Source organism: Citrobacter sp. MGH 55 (genome assembly GCF_016906145.1).
GTDB lineage: Bacteria > Pseudomonadota > Gammaproteobacteria > Enterobacterales > Enterobacteriaceae > Citrobacter_A > Citrobacter_A amalonaticus.
Window position 1 is genome coordinate 2,386,416 of the sequence record NZ_CP070239.1, and the last position, 16,080, is coordinate 2,402,495.

General features: G+C 56.6%; 16 protein-coding genes. 6 read left to right on the forward strand and 10 right to left on the reverse strand.

All coding sequences use genetic code 11. The features are described from left to right. Positions 1-199 precede the first annotated feature (199 nt). Genes sitD through JTI98_RS09565 form a run of 4 tightly spaced genes read right to left on the reverse strand, consistent with a single transcriptional unit; the run spans position 200 to position 3,628 of the window. The gene (gene sitD / locus JTI98_RS09550) at positions 200-1,048 is read right to left on the reverse strand and encodes an iron/manganese ABC transporter permease subunit SitD (RefSeq protein WP_216082189.1); all 849 of its coding nucleotides are present in this window, start codon (positions 1,046-1,048) and stop codon (positions 200-202) included. Then, entirely contained in the window at positions 1,039-1,896 is an 858-nt protein-coding gene (gene sitC, locus JTI98_RS09555) for an iron/manganese ABC transporter permease subunit SitC (protein WP_042999577.1), read from the reverse strand. Before sitC ends, sitD begins: the two co-directional genes overlap by 10 nt. After that, on the reverse strand, positions 1,893-2,714 hold the full coding sequence (sitB, locus tag JTI98_RS09560; RefSeq protein WP_042999578.1) for an iron/manganese ABC transporter ATP-binding protein SitB: 822 nt from the start codon (positions 2,712-2,714) through the stop codon (positions 1,893-1,895). Before sitB ends, sitC begins: the two co-directional genes overlap by 4 nt. Beyond that, the gene (locus JTI98_RS09565) at positions 2,711-3,628 is read right to left on the reverse strand and encodes a metal ABC transporter substrate-binding protein (RefSeq protein ID WP_216082190.1); all 918 of its coding nucleotides are present in this window, start codon (positions 3,626-3,628) and stop codon (positions 2,711-2,713) included. The genes sitB and JTI98_RS09565 overlap by 4 nt, the downstream gene beginning before the upstream one ends. A gap of 204 nt (positions 3,629-3,832) precedes the next feature. Between JTI98_RS09565 and JTI98_RS09570 the strand changes: the two genes are divergently transcribed. After that, a complete protein-coding gene (locus JTI98_RS09570) occupies positions 3,833-4,177 on the forward strand; it encodes a nitrous oxide-stimulated promoter family protein (RefSeq protein WP_042999580.1) in 345 nt (114 codons plus the stop codon). Positions 4,178-4,254: 77 nt separating this feature from the next. Here JTI98_RS09570 and flhA read toward each other — a convergent pair whose 3' ends face one another. From flhA to hypA, 6 genes are all read right to left on the reverse strand, one after another. Beyond that, positions 4,255-6,333, reverse strand: coding sequence for a formate hydrogenlyase transcriptional activator FlhA (gene flhA, locus JTI98_RS09575; protein ID WP_044255048.1), 2,079 nt, complete (start codon positions 6,331-6,333; stop codon positions 4,255-4,257). A 225-nt stretch (positions 6,334-6,558) separates the two neighbouring features. After that, on the reverse strand, positions 6,559-7,569 hold the full coding sequence (gene hypE, locus JTI98_RS09580; RefSeq protein WP_044266646.1) for a hydrogenase maturation carbamoyl dehydratase HypE: 1,011 nt from the start codon (positions 7,567-7,569) through the stop codon (positions 6,559-6,561). After that, positions 7,566-8,687: a hydrogenase formation protein HypD gene (gene hypD, locus JTI98_RS09585; protein ID WP_042999583.1), complete on the reverse strand. Its 1,122-nt coding sequence runs from the start codon at positions 8,685-8,687 to the stop codon at positions 7,566-7,568. Before hypD ends, hypE begins: the two co-directional genes overlap by 4 nt. Next, complete coding sequence (gene hypC / locus JTI98_RS09590; RefSeq protein ID WP_042999584.1) at positions 8,687-8,959, reverse strand: hydrogenase 3 maturation protein HypC; 273 nt, start codon at positions 8,957-8,959, stop codon at positions 8,687-8,689. Before hypC ends, hypD begins: the two co-directional genes overlap by 1 nt. Next, on the reverse strand, positions 8,950-9,822 hold the full coding sequence (gene hypB, locus JTI98_RS09595; protein ID WP_042999585.1) for a hydrogenase nickel incorporation protein HypB: 873 nt from the start codon (positions 9,820-9,822) through the stop codon (positions 8,950-8,952). Before hypB ends, hypC begins: the two co-directional genes overlap by 10 nt. A gap of 3 nt (positions 9,823-9,825) precedes the next feature. Next, entirely contained in the window at positions 9,826-10,176 is a 351-nt protein-coding gene (gene hypA / locus JTI98_RS09600; RefSeq protein WP_058587015.1) for a hydrogenase maturation nickel metallochaperone HypA, read from the reverse strand. A gap of 210 nt (positions 10,177-10,386) precedes the next feature. On the opposite strand from hypA, the gene hycA reads away from it, so the two are divergent. From hycA to hycE, 5 genes are all read left to right on the forward strand, one after another. Continuing rightward, positions 10,387-10,848, forward strand: coding sequence for a formate hydrogenlyase regulator HycA (gene hycA / locus JTI98_RS09605; protein ID WP_042999586.1), 462 nt, complete (start codon positions 10,387-10,389; stop codon positions 10,846-10,848). Positions 10,849-10,984: 136 nt separating this feature from the next. Continuing rightward, complete coding sequence (gene hycB, locus JTI98_RS09610) at positions 10,985-11,596, forward strand: formate hydrogenlyase subunit HycB (protein ID WP_044326760.1); 612 nt, start codon at positions 10,985-10,987, stop codon at positions 11,594-11,596. Next, a complete protein-coding gene (gene hycC / locus JTI98_RS09615; RefSeq protein WP_216082191.1) occupies positions 11,593-13,419 on the forward strand; it encodes a formate hydrogenlyase subunit 3 in 1,827 nt (608 codons plus the stop codon). Before hycB ends, hycC begins: the two co-directional genes overlap by 4 nt. 2 nt (positions 13,420-13,421) lie before the next feature. Then, positions 13,422-14,345 (forward strand): respiratory chain complex I subunit 1 family protein, encoded by a 924-nt coding sequence (locus JTI98_RS09620; RefSeq protein ID WP_042999589.1) that lies wholly within the window; start codon positions 13,422-13,424, stop codon positions 14,343-14,345. A 17-nt stretch (positions 14,346-14,362) separates the two neighbouring features. Continuing rightward, positions 14,363-16,072, forward strand: coding sequence for a formate hydrogenlyase subunit HycE (hycE, locus tag JTI98_RS09625; RefSeq protein ID WP_042999590.1), 1,710 nt, complete (start codon positions 14,363-14,365; stop codon positions 16,070-16,072). The last annotated feature ends 8 nt before the right edge of the window (positions 16,073-16,080 follow it).

Sequence of the window (16,080 nt, forward strand, 5' to 3'; positions counted from 1 at the left end):
AATACTGCTGCATCATGGGGGTGTGGGCGTCGAGATTATCGATTGTACTCATGGAGTTGTGTCCAGTCCCTGAATGTAAATGGGTTGCGATACTTTTAGTTTTCGTTGTTATCACATAAGGGACACATGATAGCGGAGATACGCATTTCAGGGAAAGTCAGGATCGCCGACTTCTCGATCCTTCTTCCGTTTCAGAATTTTACACCGATTGTTGTTGTCGCAATTCCGAATGTCGGTCGCGTAATGCGGCAAAAACAAACGCCGCGATAAAGAGAATGGTGAACAGCACGACGATCGTGGGAGCGGGTGCGCTGTCGAGGAAGAATGACAGATACACACCTAAAAATGAGGTAACCACCGACAGACCCGTTGCCAGCAACAGCGCGCGGGCAAAGCGTCGGGTGAGGAGAACGGCAATCGCGCCTGGGGCGATCAGCAGGGAGATTGACAAAATGATCCCCACCGATTTCAGCGTCGCGACGATGGTCAACGCAATCATGCACAGCAGTCCGTAATGCAGCAAAGTCGTGTTAAGGCCGCAGGCTTTCGCCTGATGCGGATCGAAGGCGTGCAGCAGCAAATCTTTCCACTTGAATGCAATGATCAGGGCGATACCCAGTACAATGAAGGCCGTTTGCCCAATATCGCTCAGCGAAATCCCTAGCATGTCGCCGAACAGAATATGATCGAGGTGAACCTCTGACTGGATAGAGACATAGAGCACCAGTCCGGCGCCAAACATCCCGGAGAAGACGATCCCCATGATGGTGTCGCGTTTGATGCGGCTGTTGTCGTCAAGATATCCGGTCGCGACTGCGCAGAATAGGCCCGCAATAAACGCGCCGATAGCCAGTGGAATTCCGACGATATAAGCCAGCACAATTCCCGGAAAAACCGCATGACTCATGGCATCGCCCATGAGCGCCCAGCCTTTGAGCACCAGAAATACCGACAGTAACGCACAGGGAATCGCCACAAGAGCGGAGACGGCCAGTGCGTTGACCATAAAGTCGAACTGAAAAGGTTCCAGCAGGGTGCTCAGAAACATGATGACTCCTTACGTCGTGCGCGACGGCGGTTCGCCAGCAGGCCGTGTTTGGGGGCAAAAACGAACGCCAGCAGGAATAATACGGTTTGTAGCACCACAATGATCCCGCCGGTCGCCCCGTCCAGCCAGTAGCTGAGCCAGGCGCCGAAAAAACTGGTCACACTGCCGATCGCAACGGCGATCATAAGAAGGCGTGGAAAGCGGTCAGTCAGCAGCCAGGCGGTGGCACCGGGCGTCACGACCAGGCAGATCACCAGAAATGCCCCCACGGTTTGCAGCGCGGCGACGGTGGACACCGATAACAGAGTGAAAAACAGCAGCTTCAGACGGGCCGGGTGCAGGCCAATGGAGCGGGCGTGGTTTTCATCGAAAAAAGTGACCATCAGATCCTTCCACTTCAGCAGCAGGATGAGCAGGGAAACCGTGCCGATAATCGCCAGTTGCACAATGTCTTCCGGCGCGATGGCCAGTACGTTGCCGAGAATGATGGTCTGAATATTCACCGACATCGGGTTGAGCGACACCATAAACAGCCCGATGCCAAAGAATGACGAGAAGATCAGGCCAATAATGGCATCTTCTTTAAGCCGTGAGCGCTGGTTCAGAAAAAGCATACTGCCTGCTGCCAGGCCACCGGAGAGAAAGGCGCCGAGCGAGAAGGGCAAGCCGAGCATGTAGGCACCGGCAACGCCTGGCACGATGGAGTGCGACAGCGCATCGCCAATCAACGACCAGCCTTTAAGCATTAAATAGCAGGAGAGAAAGGCGCACAGTCCGCCAACCATCGCCGATACCCACATCGCGTTGAGCATGTACTGATAACCAAAGGGTTCTGTCAGCCAGTTCATGATGACTCTCCGCAGCCTGCCGCTCGTCGGGAGATAAACGGGCGTTCGTCGTCGGTAATGATGTGTTCTTCGCCGCCGCTGAGCGCGACGTGACGCAGGACGCCGCTGAACGCCAGTTCAAGGTTGTCGGCGGTAAAAGTGGTTTCGGTCGGGCCGCTCGCCAGCACGGTGCCTTTGATCATCACCGTATAATCACAGAATTCGGTGACTGACCCGAGATTGTGGGTGGAGACCAGCATCGTGCGCCCCTCATCGCGCAACTCGCGTAGCAGCGCAATAATGCGCGCTTCGGTTTTGACATCGACGCCGGTAAAAGGCTCATCCAGCAGAATGACCTGGCCATCCTGGGCAATGGCCCTGGCGAGGAAGACGCGTTTTTTCTGCCCGCCAGAAAGCTCGCCAATCTGCCGGTGGCGGTATTCCAGCATATCCACCCGCGCCAGCGCAGCGTCAACACTGGCATGATCCTGAGCCTTCGGACGACGTAGCCAGCCCATATGTCCGTAGCGGCCCATCATCACGACGTCTTCCACCAGCACCGGAAATGACCAGTCAACCTCTTCGGACTGTGGGACGTAGGCAATCAGATTCTGCTTCAGCGCGTGATTCACCGGCTGTTGCAGGATGGAAATGTCGCCGTCGGCCAGGCGGACAAAACCCATCAGTGCTTTGAACAACGTTGATTTTCCCGACCCGTTGACTCCTACCAGCGCGGCAATCGAACCGCCCGGTACCTGAAAGGTGGCATCGCGTAGTGCGGTATGACCATTGCGATACGTCACCGTCACCTGATTCACGGTAATCGCAGATTGACTCATTTCTGACTCCTCAAACCGTCATTGATACCACTGACGATGGTCTCGGTGGTAACGCGTAGCAGATCGAGATAGGTGGGAACGGGGCCATCGGCGGCGCTCAGGGAATCGACATACAGCACGCCGCCGTAATGTGCGCCGGATTCCCGCGCGACCTGACGGGCCGGTTTATCTGATACGGTGCTTTCGCTGAATACGGTGGGGATCTGATGCGCTCTGATCGCATCGATCACTTTACGTACCTGTTTGGGCGTTCCCTGCTGATCGGCGTTGATCGGCCAGAGATACAGCTCTTGCAGATCGTTATCGCGGGCAAGATAAGAGAACGCTCCTTCGCTGGTGACCAGCCAGCGTTTATCGGCAGGGATTTTTGCCAGCGCGGCATGGAGAGGGGCCAGCGTCTGGTGAATTTGCGCTTTATAACGTTCGGCATTTTTCTGGTAAATCGCGGCGTTATCCGGATCGTATTTCGTCAGCGCGTCGCGAATATTGTCGACGTAGATCATCGCGTTTTCCGCCGACATCCAGGCGTGAGGGTTGGGTTTCCCGTTATACGGTCCTTCGCTGATGCCCATGGGTTTTACTCCGTCAGACACCGTCACTTCCGGCACACCCGACACATTCTGGTAGAAGCGGGCAAACCACAGCTCCAGATTCAGACCGTTAGAGAGGATCAATTGCGCCCCCTGCGCTCGCTTAATGTCGCCCGGAGTGGGTTGATACTCATGAATTTCCGCGCCGGGTTTGGTGATCGAACTGACATTGGCCGCCTCACCCGCCACGTTTTGCGCCATGTCCGCAATGATCGTGAAGGTGGTAACGACATTGAGCTTCTCTTTGGCATAAGCCGGTGACAGCATGCAGATGGCCAGTACAACCGCCAGCAGAGACGAGGTGAGACGGGAGAGGTGCGGCATAGTATCCCTCATAAAAAAAGTGGTTAATTATTCGTCGAATATAGCCTTTGCTATGTTATATAGCACAAGGCATGTATAAAGATAGTGTTAAATGAAAATAATTCTTATTTGAGGTGTGGATGGGGAAGTGTCACCTTTGGGTGATAGTGTTGCGAGAATTTAAGTTGTAGAATAAATACACCTTAATGTAGTGGAGGGCGCATCATGTCCGGCAAGCGCATTGCTCGCGAAAAACTGACGATTAAAAAAATGATCGCGCTGTACGAGAGCCAGTGTCCGCAGGCATCTGATGAGCCGGAACACTACGACGCGCTGTTTGCCTATGCGCAAAAACGTCTGGATAAGTGCGTCTTTGGCGAGGATAAACCGGCCTGTAAACAGTGTCCCGTACACTGTTATCAGCCAGCGAAGCGTGAAGAGATGAAGCAGATTATGCGCTGGGCGGGGCCGAGAATGCTCTGGCGTCATCCCATCCTGACCGTTCGTCATCTCATCGACGATAAACGTCCCGTGCCGGAACTGCCGGAAAAATACTCGCGTAAAAAGTGAAGCGAAATGCCAGAGGGCAGCTTCGCCTTAATCCGACCTACGGATAATTGCCCACCCGGCATCCAGCAACGCGTGCCTCAAACCAGCGCGTCTTTATCAATACCTAAACGCTTCATGCGTGAAAGCAGCGTGGTGCGCTTAAGACCCAGTCGCTGAGCTGCGCCTTTCGGGCCTGCAACCACACCATTGGTCTCTTTCAGCACCCGCAGGATGAGCTGATACTCGTCTTCCCCTTCCTGGGCGACTTCGGTCGCGACGGGCGGTTCGCCAGGTGAGAGCATGCCGATATCCGGCAGCGAGAGTTGCAGCACGCTTCCTCGCGTCAGCAGAACGGCGCGCTCCACCACGTTCTCCAGTTCGCGCACATTACCCGGCCATTCCATATTGCTGAGGATGCGCAGGGTTTCCGCCGGGATACTGTCGATGTTACGCCCCAGGCGGCGAGCGATTTTAAAGGTGAATGCTTTCACCAGCAGGGGGATATCTTCCGGGCGTTCGCGCAGCGGCGGGAGTCGGATCGGAAAAACGTTGAGGCGGTAGTAGAGATCGCTACGAAACTCGCGATCCTCGACCATTTTTTTCAGGTCACGGTTGGTGGCGGCGATCAGGCGCACGTCGGTCTGGATCAGCTTATTGCTGCCCAGACGCTCAAATTCCTGTTCCTGTAAGACGCGCAGGAGCTTAGGCTGTAATTCCAGCGGCATGTCGCCCACTTCATCCAGGAACAAAGAACTTTTATCCGCCAGCTCAAAGCGGCCAATGCGCTGCGCACTGGCACCGGTGAAGGCGCCGCGTTCGTGACCGAACAGGTCACTTTCCAGCAGGCCAGCGGGCATGGCGGCGCAGTTCATCTTCACCATCCGGCGTGCGTTACGCCCACTCAGATTGTGGATTGCGCGGGCAATCAGCTCTTTCCCGGTGCCGGTTTCACCGAGGATCAGCACAGTGCTGTCGCTCTGGGCCACCATCTCGACCTGCTTGAGCACACTGTACATCGCATCGCTGCGCCCGATGATTTCACCAAACTCGCTGTCGACATTGTTGAGCTGTTCGGTGAGCGCCAGGTTTTCATCCACCAGCCGCTCTTTCAGCCGATGGATTTCCTGATAGGCGAGGGCGTTGTCCACGGCGATGGCGACGCGCCCGGCAATCTGGCGCAGCAGGTTCAGGTTAGCGGTGGTAAACACTTTTTCTTCACACTGCGCCAGCTTGAGTACGCCGAGCATGGTGTTGCCCGACATCAGCGGCAGCAGGCACAGCGTCTGAATCTGGTTGCCCCACGTATCGAACAGCATGCGTTCATAGGGGGCCAGCGCGTCCCGTTCGTTCAGGTTTATCAGCAGCATCTCTTTGCTTTTAAACACCCGTTCCGTCAGAGTGCCAGCTTCATCGACTTCGCTTTGTTCGTGTGCGGGATGATTTTCATCGAGGTAGTGAGTGGAGTAAATGCTGAGCTTATTTTTACGGTGGCTACGCAGGACAATGCTGATGTCGTCGATGTTGAAATAGTGATGGATCTCTTTGGCGACTTCACTTACCAGCTCATCCATGTCGAGCCGGGAGAGTACGGCGTTAGTGATGGCGACCAGAATACGAAAGTTGTCGCGTTCGCGGCACAAGAGATCGTAATCGACGTTGTTCGTGACCCTGCACTGAATTTGCTCTGCCACCACGCCGACAATCTGGGTGAAGGTTTGCAGACGCTCGTACTCTTTTTCGCTCCAGGGGCGATCGTCGTTGCGGATAAATTCGCAGCCGCCAAAAATGCGGCCATCCGCCGCCAGCGGCAGCAGGCAGTAGTGGCCGAATGGCGGGTAAAGGCCGCCAGCAGCCAGTTGCGGCCAGGTTTCTGAAAACTCGTGATAATTGCAGTGCAGGGCATCGGGGCGAGAGAGAATACGGCGGATCGGGCCGTGGGCCAGCACGGTTTCATCTTCGTAGATGACGGGTTTGCCGTTATCGCGCGTGGCGTACCAGGACGCCCGCTGTGTCTGCGCTTGCCACAACACAATCGCCGCGCTGTCGGCAAGCGCCGAGCGCTTTACCAGTTGCGAAAGCGCCTCGCTTAGCGATTGCAGGTCGGGCTGCTGTAACAATGTGCGAGTGATGTCGAACAATCCTTGCTGCCCGAGATCGCTCATCGGTGTATACGACATATTGCTTTTCCAGGAAAGTACCGCTGCGCGGTGCAAAAAAAGAAATTAAATTATAGGTATAGACACTCGACTTCCGCCGGGGGTCGACAAAAAACGCCTTATCCGGCCTACGGTTCGAACAGTTTGTGTGAGTTGAATAACGGCGAAAACGCCTTATTCGACCAACGGTTCAACCGATTGTGTAGGCTGGATAAGGCGACGCCGCCATCCGGCATAATGACGGACTTAACAGATCCGCGGCAGCGGTTCTGCATGCGGTAAATCCAGCGTGCGCTTCACGCCGTAAAGACCGGCCAGACGCACACCTTTACGTTCGACCACTTCGCCAATCAGTGCCGCATCGCGCCCCAACGGATGGGCATGCAACGCCGCCAGCACCTGCCCGGCCGCCTGACGTTCAACGGCAATGACCAGCTTGCCTTCGTTTGCGAAGTTAAGCGCATCCAGACCCAGCAGTTCACATACTCCACGAACGGCAGGTTTTACGGGAAGTGCGGATTCGGACAGCTCAATGCCAAAACCGCAGGCGGCGGCAAACTCATGGGCGACCGCGTTCACGCCGCCACGCGTCGCGTCGCGCAGGGCTTTCACGCCGGGGATATCGCGCAACGACTGAATTAGCGGCGTTAATACCGCGCAGTCGCTGACCAGTTCGCCATCCAGCCCTAACTGTTCACGCAGATTAAGAATAGTGGCGCCGTGATCGCCCAGCGTACCGCTGACCAGCAGCACGTCGCCCGCTGCCAGGGTTTGTGCACCCCAGTGAATATTGGCCGGAATCGCCCCCATGCCTGCAGTGTTGATGAACAATTTGTCCGCTGCGCCACGTTGAACAACTTTTGTATCGCCGGTCACAATCGCGATATTGGCCTCACGCGCGGTGGCGGCCATGCTGTTTACCACGCTTTTCAGCGTCTCCATCGGCAGTCCTTCTTCGAGGATAAAGCCACAGGAGAGATAGCGTGGGATTGCGCCGCTGACGGCGACGTCATTGGCGGTACCGCAGATCGCCAGCTTGCCGATGTTGCCGCCGGGGAAAAACAGTGGGTCAATGACGTAGCTGTCGGTGGAGAATGCCAGCCGATCGCCTTCAGCGACCAGTTGCGCCAGTTCAAGCCGCGCCTGATCTTCCTGCTCCGCCAGCCACGGGTTAGCGAAGGCTTCCATAAACAGACTGTTAATCAGTTGCTGCATGGCCTGACCGCCGCTACCGTGGGCGAGTTGTACGCTGTTCATGCTTCACACTCCTGCTGACGATACTGATACCAGGCGGCGCATGCGCCTTCTGAAGAGACCATCAGTGCGCCGAAGGCGGTCTCTGGATTACAGGTCTTGCCAAACAACGGGCACTGATGCGGCTTACATTTCCCGGTCAGCACGTCGCCGCAGCGGGCGCGCGGGTCGTCGTAAACCTGCTGCGGTGCCGGTCGGAAATGCGCTTCGGCATCAAAACGCTGATAGTCAGGCGTCAGATGCACACCGGACGATTCAATTACCCCCAGGCCGCGCCACTCGCTGTCGCCGGTGACGCAAAATACGTCGGCAATAGCCTGTTGCGCCAACAGGTTGCCGGCGTCTGGCACCACGCGGCGATACTGGTTTTCGACCTGGCTGTGGGCCGCTATTTTCTGCTCAACCAGCATCACGACGCCTTGCAGTAGATCAAGGGGTTCGAATCCAGCGACCACCAGCGGACGATGAAACTCACTGGCAATAAAATGATAGGCGTCGGTACCGATCACCATACTGACGTGACCTGGCGCGAGAAACGCGTCGATGCCGTTATCGGGCTGTTCCAGCAGGCTGCGCAGGGTCGGAATGAGCGTGATGTGCTGACAGAAGAAGTAAAAATTCTGCACGTCGCGCAGTTTTGCCTGTTGCAGGGTAATGGCGGTGGTCGGCATGGTCGTTTCAAAGCCGAGGCCGAAAAACACGACTTTACGCGTTGGGTTTTCCTGCGCCAGTTTGAGCGCATCCATCGGCGAGTAGACGATGCGAATGTCCGCACCGCGCGCTTTCGCCTGCAACAGCGAACCTTGTTTCCCAGGCACGCGCATGGCGTCGCCAAAGGTACAGAAAATCACCTCCGGATGGCTGGCAATTTCAATGCAACTGTCGATACGTCCCATCGGCAGTACGCAGACCGGACAACCCGGGCCGTGGATAAACTCCACGTTATCAGGGAGCAACTGGTCGAGACCAAATTTGAAGATCGCGTGCGTATGGCCGCCGCAGACTTCCATAATGCGCAGCGGACGTTCAGCGGTATACGGCAGATGCGCGGCACGTTCACGCAGATGCTCAATCAGTTGCATCACCTGTTCCGGCGCGCGGTATTCGTCAACAAAACGCATTATTTTTCCTCGCCATACAGCAAAGCGCCGACGTCCGGCTCAACATCAAACATGTTCTGGAGCGCATCGAGCGTGTCGCGCGCTTCGGCTTCGTTAATCACGCTCATGGCAAAACCGACGTGGACCAGTACCCACTGGCCCAGACGAGGTTCGCCGTGCTCATCACAACTGCCGACCAGCGTCAGATCGACGTCGCGCTGAATGCCGCAAACGTCGACTTTCGCCAGGTTACCTTCGATAGTGCGGATTTGGCCGGGAACGCCTATGCACATCGCTGTGCCTCCAGCCAGTTCAGCCACTGATCCATTCCTTCGCCGCTGGTGGCGGAAATCAGGATGATCTCGATATCCGGATTAACTTCCCGGGCACTGGCAATGCACTTCTCAACGTCGAAATTCAGGTACGGTAGCAGGTCGACTTTGTTGAGCAGCATCAGCGAGGCGGCGGCGAACATATGCGGGTATTTCAGCGGCTTGTCTTCGCCTTCGGTGACAGAAAGCACCGCCACTTTATGGCGTTCGCCGAGATCAAAACTCGCCGGGCAGACGAGGTTGCCGACGTTTTCGATAAACAGAATGCCGTGGTCTTCCAGCGGCAGACGCGGCGCGGCATCGGCAATCATCTGCGCATCGAGGTGACAGCCTTTGCCGGTGTTGACCTGAATGGCTGGAGTGCCCGTGGCGCGAATGCGCGCGGCGTCGTTGACCGTCTGCTGGTCGCCTTCAATGACGGCGCACGGGACGCTGTCTTTCAGCTTCATCAGCGTTTCGGTAAGCAGAGTGGTTTTACCGGATCCTGGGCTGGAGACGAGGTTGAGCACCAACTGTTGGCGCGCGGCGAAGCGGGCGCGGTTGCGCTCGGCCAGACGGTTGTTTTTATCCAGCACGTCGATTTCCACTTCCAGCATGCGCCGTTGGCTCATGCCTGGCGCGTGGGTGCCTGCTTCACCGTGACCGTAGTGCAGATCGCCTTCTTCCGTCTGGCTCGGGGTGAATTCGGACGTTTTTATGCCGGTAATATTCAGCGCCGGGCGAGCTGCCGGGGCAAAAGGCGCGCTGCGAAACGCAGAATGAGGGTTATGCTCATCACCCTCTATATAAAGGTTGCCTTCAGCGCAACCGCATGTTGTACACATCGCTCACTCCTGATCTATTTCTATTCGTCGAATCTGTAATCCGTCATCGGCCACGATATGCAGCGTGTCGCTATTGCATTGCGGGCAACGGCGTACGCGTTGGGTCAGTAAGGTGACGTATTGCTGACAGGATTCACACCAGCATTCGGCTTCTTGTTCCTCGAGGTGCAGTTTACAACCTTCCGCAACGGTGCCACGGCATACCAGATCAAAACAAAAGGAGAGAGCACTGGTTTCTACGCAAGAAAATGCGCCAATTTTGAGCCAGACCCCAGTTATCCGTTTTGCGCCGTGCGCGACGGCCTGTTGTTCGATCAATTCCAGTGCCCGCTGGCAAAGGGTAATTTCGTGCATAGTGCCTCCCGATATGATGGGCAGTGATAAGCAATAACTATGCCAGCCTGAAAGTTGGGGGCATTTGTCGATGACGATGATGACGAAATGACATGTCATTCGGGCGTCGACAGCCGTCTTTTATTTTTAAATTCATTAAAAAACAAATGGTTGAAAACTGGCATGGAAAATGCTTATGGCAGGCTATCTCTGTTAAACGGGTAACCTGACATGACTATTTGGGAAATAAGCGAAAAAGCCGATTACATCGCGCAGCGGCATCGTCGCCTACAGGACCAGTGGCATATTTACTGCAATTCGCTGGTTCAGGGGATCACCCTGTCGAAAGCGCGTCTGCACCATGCGATGAGCTGCGCGCCGGATAAAGATCTCTGTTTCGTACTGTTCGAACACTTTCGCATCACCGTCACGATGGCGGAAGGCTTCAACAGCCACACCATTGAGTATTACGTCGAAACAAAAGATGGCGAAGATAAGCAACTGATTGCACAGGCGCAATTGAGCATTGACGGAAAAGTGGACGAGCGGGTCAGCAACCGTGAGCGTGAGCAGGTGCTGGAACACTATCTCGATAAAATCGCCAGCGTTTATGACCGACTGTATGCCGCTGTTGAAAGCGGGTCGCCGATCAATCTGAGCCAACTGGTGGCGAGACAAAATCCGGCGGCCTGACCACAGCGTTTTACGTCGTGACGTCGTCTCATGGGTTGTCACGACGCTTTAAGGGACAGACGTGTCGAACAGTGTCGAAAATGACATTTCATCGGCATGTTTTCGTCAAAAATGACTATCACCTGAGGAATGCCTGGTGAATCGTTTTGTAATTGCTGACTCCACGCTCTGTATCGGCTGCCACACCTGTGAGGCCGCCTGTTCAGAGACGCATCGCCAGCACGGCCTACAGTCTATGCCGCGCCTGAAAGTGATGCTGAATGAAAAAGAATCTGCGCCGCAGCTTTGCCACCACTGTGAAGATGCCCCTTGCGCCACCGTGTGTCCGGTTAACGCCATTAACCGGGTGGATGGCGCCGTACAGCTTAATGAAAGCCTGTGCGTGAGCTGCAAACTGTGTGGCATTGCCTGTCCGTTTGGCGCGATCGAATTTTCCGGCAGCCGTCCGCTGCATATTCCGGCCAACGCCAATACGCCTAAAGCACCACCAGCGCCACCGGCACCGGCTCGCGTCGGTACGCTGCTGGACTGGGTTCCGGGCGTGCGTGCCATCGCGGTGAAATGCGATCTGTGCAGCTTCGATGAACAAGGCCCGGCCTGCGTACGGATGTGTCCGACGAAAGCCCTGCATCTGGTGAACAACATGGACATCGCCCGCGCCAGTAAACGGAAACGTGAGCTGACTTTCAATACCGACTTCGGCGATCTCTCCTTGTTTCAGCAGGCTCAGAGTGGGGAGGCAAAATGAGCGCAATTTCACTGATCATCAGCGGTGTGGCCTGGTTTGCCGCCGCCGCCGTCCTGGCATTTCTGTTCTCTTTTCATAAAGCGCTTAGCGGCTGGGTTGCTGGCGTGGGCGGCGCGGTGGGGTGCTTGTGTACTGCCGCGGCGGGTTTCTCCGTGCTCATCAACGCTGTCGCGGTGCGCGGCGTGATGCCGTTTATCGGTCACAGCGTGCAAATCACCCCACTGAATGCCATCTGGCTGATTACGCTGGGGCTGTGCGGACTGTTTGTCAGTTTGTACAACATCGACTGGCATCGCCATCCGCAGGTCAAGGCCAACGGTCTGCTGGTGAATCTGCTGATGGCGGCGGCGGTGTGCGCAGTTGCCGCCAGCAATCTCGGCACGCTGGTGGTAATGGCGGAAATCATGGCGCTGTGTGCGGTGTTCCTGACCGGATGCAGCAAAGAAGGCAAGCTGTGGTTTGCGCTGGGGCGTCTCGGTACGCTGCTGCTGGCGATCGCCTGTTATCTGGTGTGGCAGCGCTATGGCACCCTTGAGTTGCGTCTCCTCGATCTGCGCACTCAGGAACTGCCGCTGGGCGCTGACATCTGGCTGCTTGGCGTGGCGGGCTTTGGTCTGCTGGCCGGGATTATTCCGCTGCACGGATGGGTACCGCAGGCTCACGCGAACGCCAGCGCTCCAGCGGCGGCTCTGTTCTCCACCGTGGTGATGAAGGTCGGTCTACTGGGCATTCTCTCGTTATCGCTGATTGGCGGTAATGCGCCGCTGTGGTGGGGGGTGTTACTGCTGGTTCTCGGCATGATCACCGCGTTTGTCGGCGGTCTGTATGCGTTAATGGAGCACAATATTCAGCGCCTGCTGGCGTATCACACGCTGGAAAACATCGGCATTATCCTGCTCGGTCTCGGCGCAGGCGTGACCGGGATTGCTCTCAAACAACCAACGCTGATTGCGCTGGGCCTGACCGGTGGTCTCTATCACCTGGTGAACCACAGCCTGTTCAAAAGCGTGCTGTTTCTTGGCGCGGGCAGCATCTGGTTTCGTACCGGACATCGCGATATCGAAAAACTGGGCGGCATCGGTAAACGCATGCCGGTCATTTCCATTGCGATGCTGGTGGGGCTGATGGCGATGGCTGCACTACCGCCGCTGAACGGATTTGCTGGCGAGTGGGTGATCTACCAGTCCTTCTTCAAACTGGGCAACAGCGGCGCGTTTATTGGTCGTCTGCTGGGGCCACTACTGGCGGTCGGACTGGCGATTACCGGTGCGCTGGCGGTGATGTGTATGGCGAAAGTGTATGGCGTGACGTTCCTCGGCGCGCCGCGCACGAAAGAGGCGGAAAACGCCTGCTGTACGCCTCTCCTGATGGGCATCAGCGTCGTGGCGCTGGCGATTTGTTGCGTACTCGGCGGGGTTGCCGCGCCGTGGCTGTTGCCGCTGCTGGCGACTGCCGTACCGTTGCCGCTGGAAACAGCCAATACCACCGTATCGCAACCCATGATCACGCTGTTGCTGATTGCCTGTCCGCTGCTGCCATTCATCATCATGGCGATGTTCAAAGGCAACCGTCTGCCATCGCGTTCTCGCGGGACGGCATGGGTCTGCGGTTACGATCACGAGCAGTCGATGGTCATTACCGCGCACGGTTTCGCGATGCCAGTGAAGGAAGCCTTTGCACCGGTTCTCAAACTGCGTAAGTGGCTCAATCCGGTAGCGTGGGTTCCGGGTTGGCAAAGCGCGGCGGTACCGGTGCTGTTCCGCCGCCTGGCGCTGATCGAACTGGCCGTGCTGGTGGTGATTGTGGTTTCACGAGGAGCCTGAGAATGAGTGTTTTATATCCGTTAATTCAGGCGCTGGTGTTATTTGCCGCTGCGCCGCTGCTATCCGGCGTGACCCGCGTGGCGCGTGCCCGTCTGCACAATCGCCGCGGTCCTGGTGTATTGCAGGAGTATCGCGACCTGCTCAAACTGCTGGGCCGTCAGAGCGTCGCGCCAGCGGATGCTGGCTGGGTCTTTCGTCTGACGCCTTTTGTGATGGTGGGCGTTATGCTGACCATCGCTACCGCGCTGCCGGTGGTAACCGTGGGTTCACCGCTGCCGCAACTGGGCGATTTGATCACGTTGATTTATCTGTTCGCTATTGCCCGTTTCTTCTTTTCTATCGCGGGACTTGATACCGGCAGCCCGTTCACAGCGATCGGTGCCAGTCGTGAAGCGATGCTCGGCGTGCTGGTGGAGCCGATCCTGCTGCTGGGACTGTGGGTCGCTGCGCAGGTTGCGGGTTCCACCCATATCAGCAATATCACCGATACGATCTATCACTGGCCAGCAGCCCGCAGCATTCCGCTGATTTTGGCACTGTGCGCCTGTGCGTTCGCCACCTTTATCGAAATGGGCAAACTGCCGTTCGATTTGGCGGAAGCGGAGCAGGAATTGCAGGAAGGGCCGCTGACCGAATACAGCGGCAGCGGTTTTGCGGTGCTGAAGTGGGGCATTAGCCTGAAACAGTTGGTAGTACTGCAAATGTTTGTCGGCGTGTTCCTGCCGTGGGGACAGATGGAAACGTTCAGCGCAGGTGGACTGTTGCTGGCGCTGGTGATCGCCATCATCAAGCTGCTTGTCGGCGTACTGGTGATTGCCCTGTTTGAAAACAGCATGGCGCGTCTGCGTTTTTGCGCCACCTCACGCGTGACCTGGGCCGGTTTTGGGTTTGCGTTTTTAGCGTTCGTCTCCTTGCTGGTGGCGTGATTTAAGAGAGTTTGAGCATGTCTGAAGAAAAAGTTGGTCAACAATACCTTGCCGCACTGCACCAGGCGTTTCCTGGCGTGGTGCTGGACGAAGCCTGGCAGACCCGGGATCAGCTGACCATCACCGTGAAGGTCAACTATCTGCCGGAAGTGGTCGAATTCCTTTACTACAAGCAGGGCGGATGGCTCTCGGTGCTGTTTGGCAATGATGAACGTCAACTGTGCGGTCATTACGCGGTGTACTACGTGCTGTCGATGGAGCAGGGTACCAAATGCTGGATCACGGTACGTGTTGAAGTTGATGCCAATAAGCTGGAATTCCCGTCCGTCACGCCGCGCGTGCCGGCTGCCGTCTGGGGCGAGCGCGAAGTGCGCGACATGTACGGTCTGATCCCGGTCGGTCTGCCGGACGAACGCCGTCTGGTGCTGCCGGATGACTGGCCGGACGAACTCTATCCGTTGCGTAAAGACAGCATGGATTATCGTCAGCGCCCGGCACCGACCACCGATGCGGAAACCTACGAGTTCATCAATGAACTGGGTGACAAGAAAAATAACGTGGTGCCGATTGGCCCGCTGCACGTCACTTCGGATGAACCGGGACACTTCCGCCTGTTTGTTGATGGCGAAAATATTATCGACGCTGATTACCGCCTGTTCTATGTCCATCGCGGCATGGAAAAACTGGCGGAAACCCGGATGGGCTACAACGAAGTCACCTTCCTGTCGGATCGCGTTTGCGGGATCTGCGGCTTCGCCCACAGCACCGCGTATACCACCTCCGTTGAAAACGCGATGGGCATCGTGGTGCCGGAACGCGCACAAATGATCCGAGCCATTCTGCTGGAGGTGGAGCGTCTGCACTCCCATCTGCTGAACCTCGGTCTGGCCTGTCACTTCACCGGTTTTGACTCTGGTTTTATGCAGTTCTTCCGCGTACGCGAAACCTCCATGAAGATGGCGGAGATCCTGACCGGGGCGCGTAAGACCTACGGTCTGAACCTGATCGGCGGGATTCGTCGCGATCTGCTGAAGGAGGACATGATCCAGACCCGTCAACTGGCGCAGCAGATGCGTCGCGACGTGCAGGAACTGGTGGATATGCTGCTCAGTACGCCGAACATGGAACAGCGCACCGTGGGAATTGGTCGTCTGGATCCAGAGATTGCGCGTGATTTCAGTAACGTTGGGCCGATGGTTCGCGCCAGCGGTCACGCTCGTGACACCCGCGCCGATCACCCGTTTGTCGGTTACGGTCTGCTGCCGATGACTGTTCACAGCGAACAGGGCTGCGATGTGATCTCGCGTCTGAAAGTGCGTATCAACGAAGTGTACACCGCACTGAATATGATCGACTTCGGTCTGGACAACCTGCCCGGCGGTCCGCTAATGGTGGAAGGCTTCACCTACATTCCGCATCGCTTTGCGCTGGGCTTTTCCGAAGCACCACGCGGTGACGATATTCACTGGAGCATGACCGGCGACAACCAGAAGCTGTATCGCTGGCGCTGTCGTGCGGCGACTTACGCCAACTGGCCGACCCTGCGTTACATGCTGCGCGGCAACACCGTTTCTGATGCACCGCTGATTATCGGTAGCCTTGACCCTTGCTACTCCTGTACTGACCGCATGACCGTGGTGGATGTGCGTAAGAAGAAGAGCAAAGTCGTGCCATACAAAGAACTTGAGCGCTACAGCATTGAGCGTAAAAACTCGCCGCTGAAATAAGGAATCGC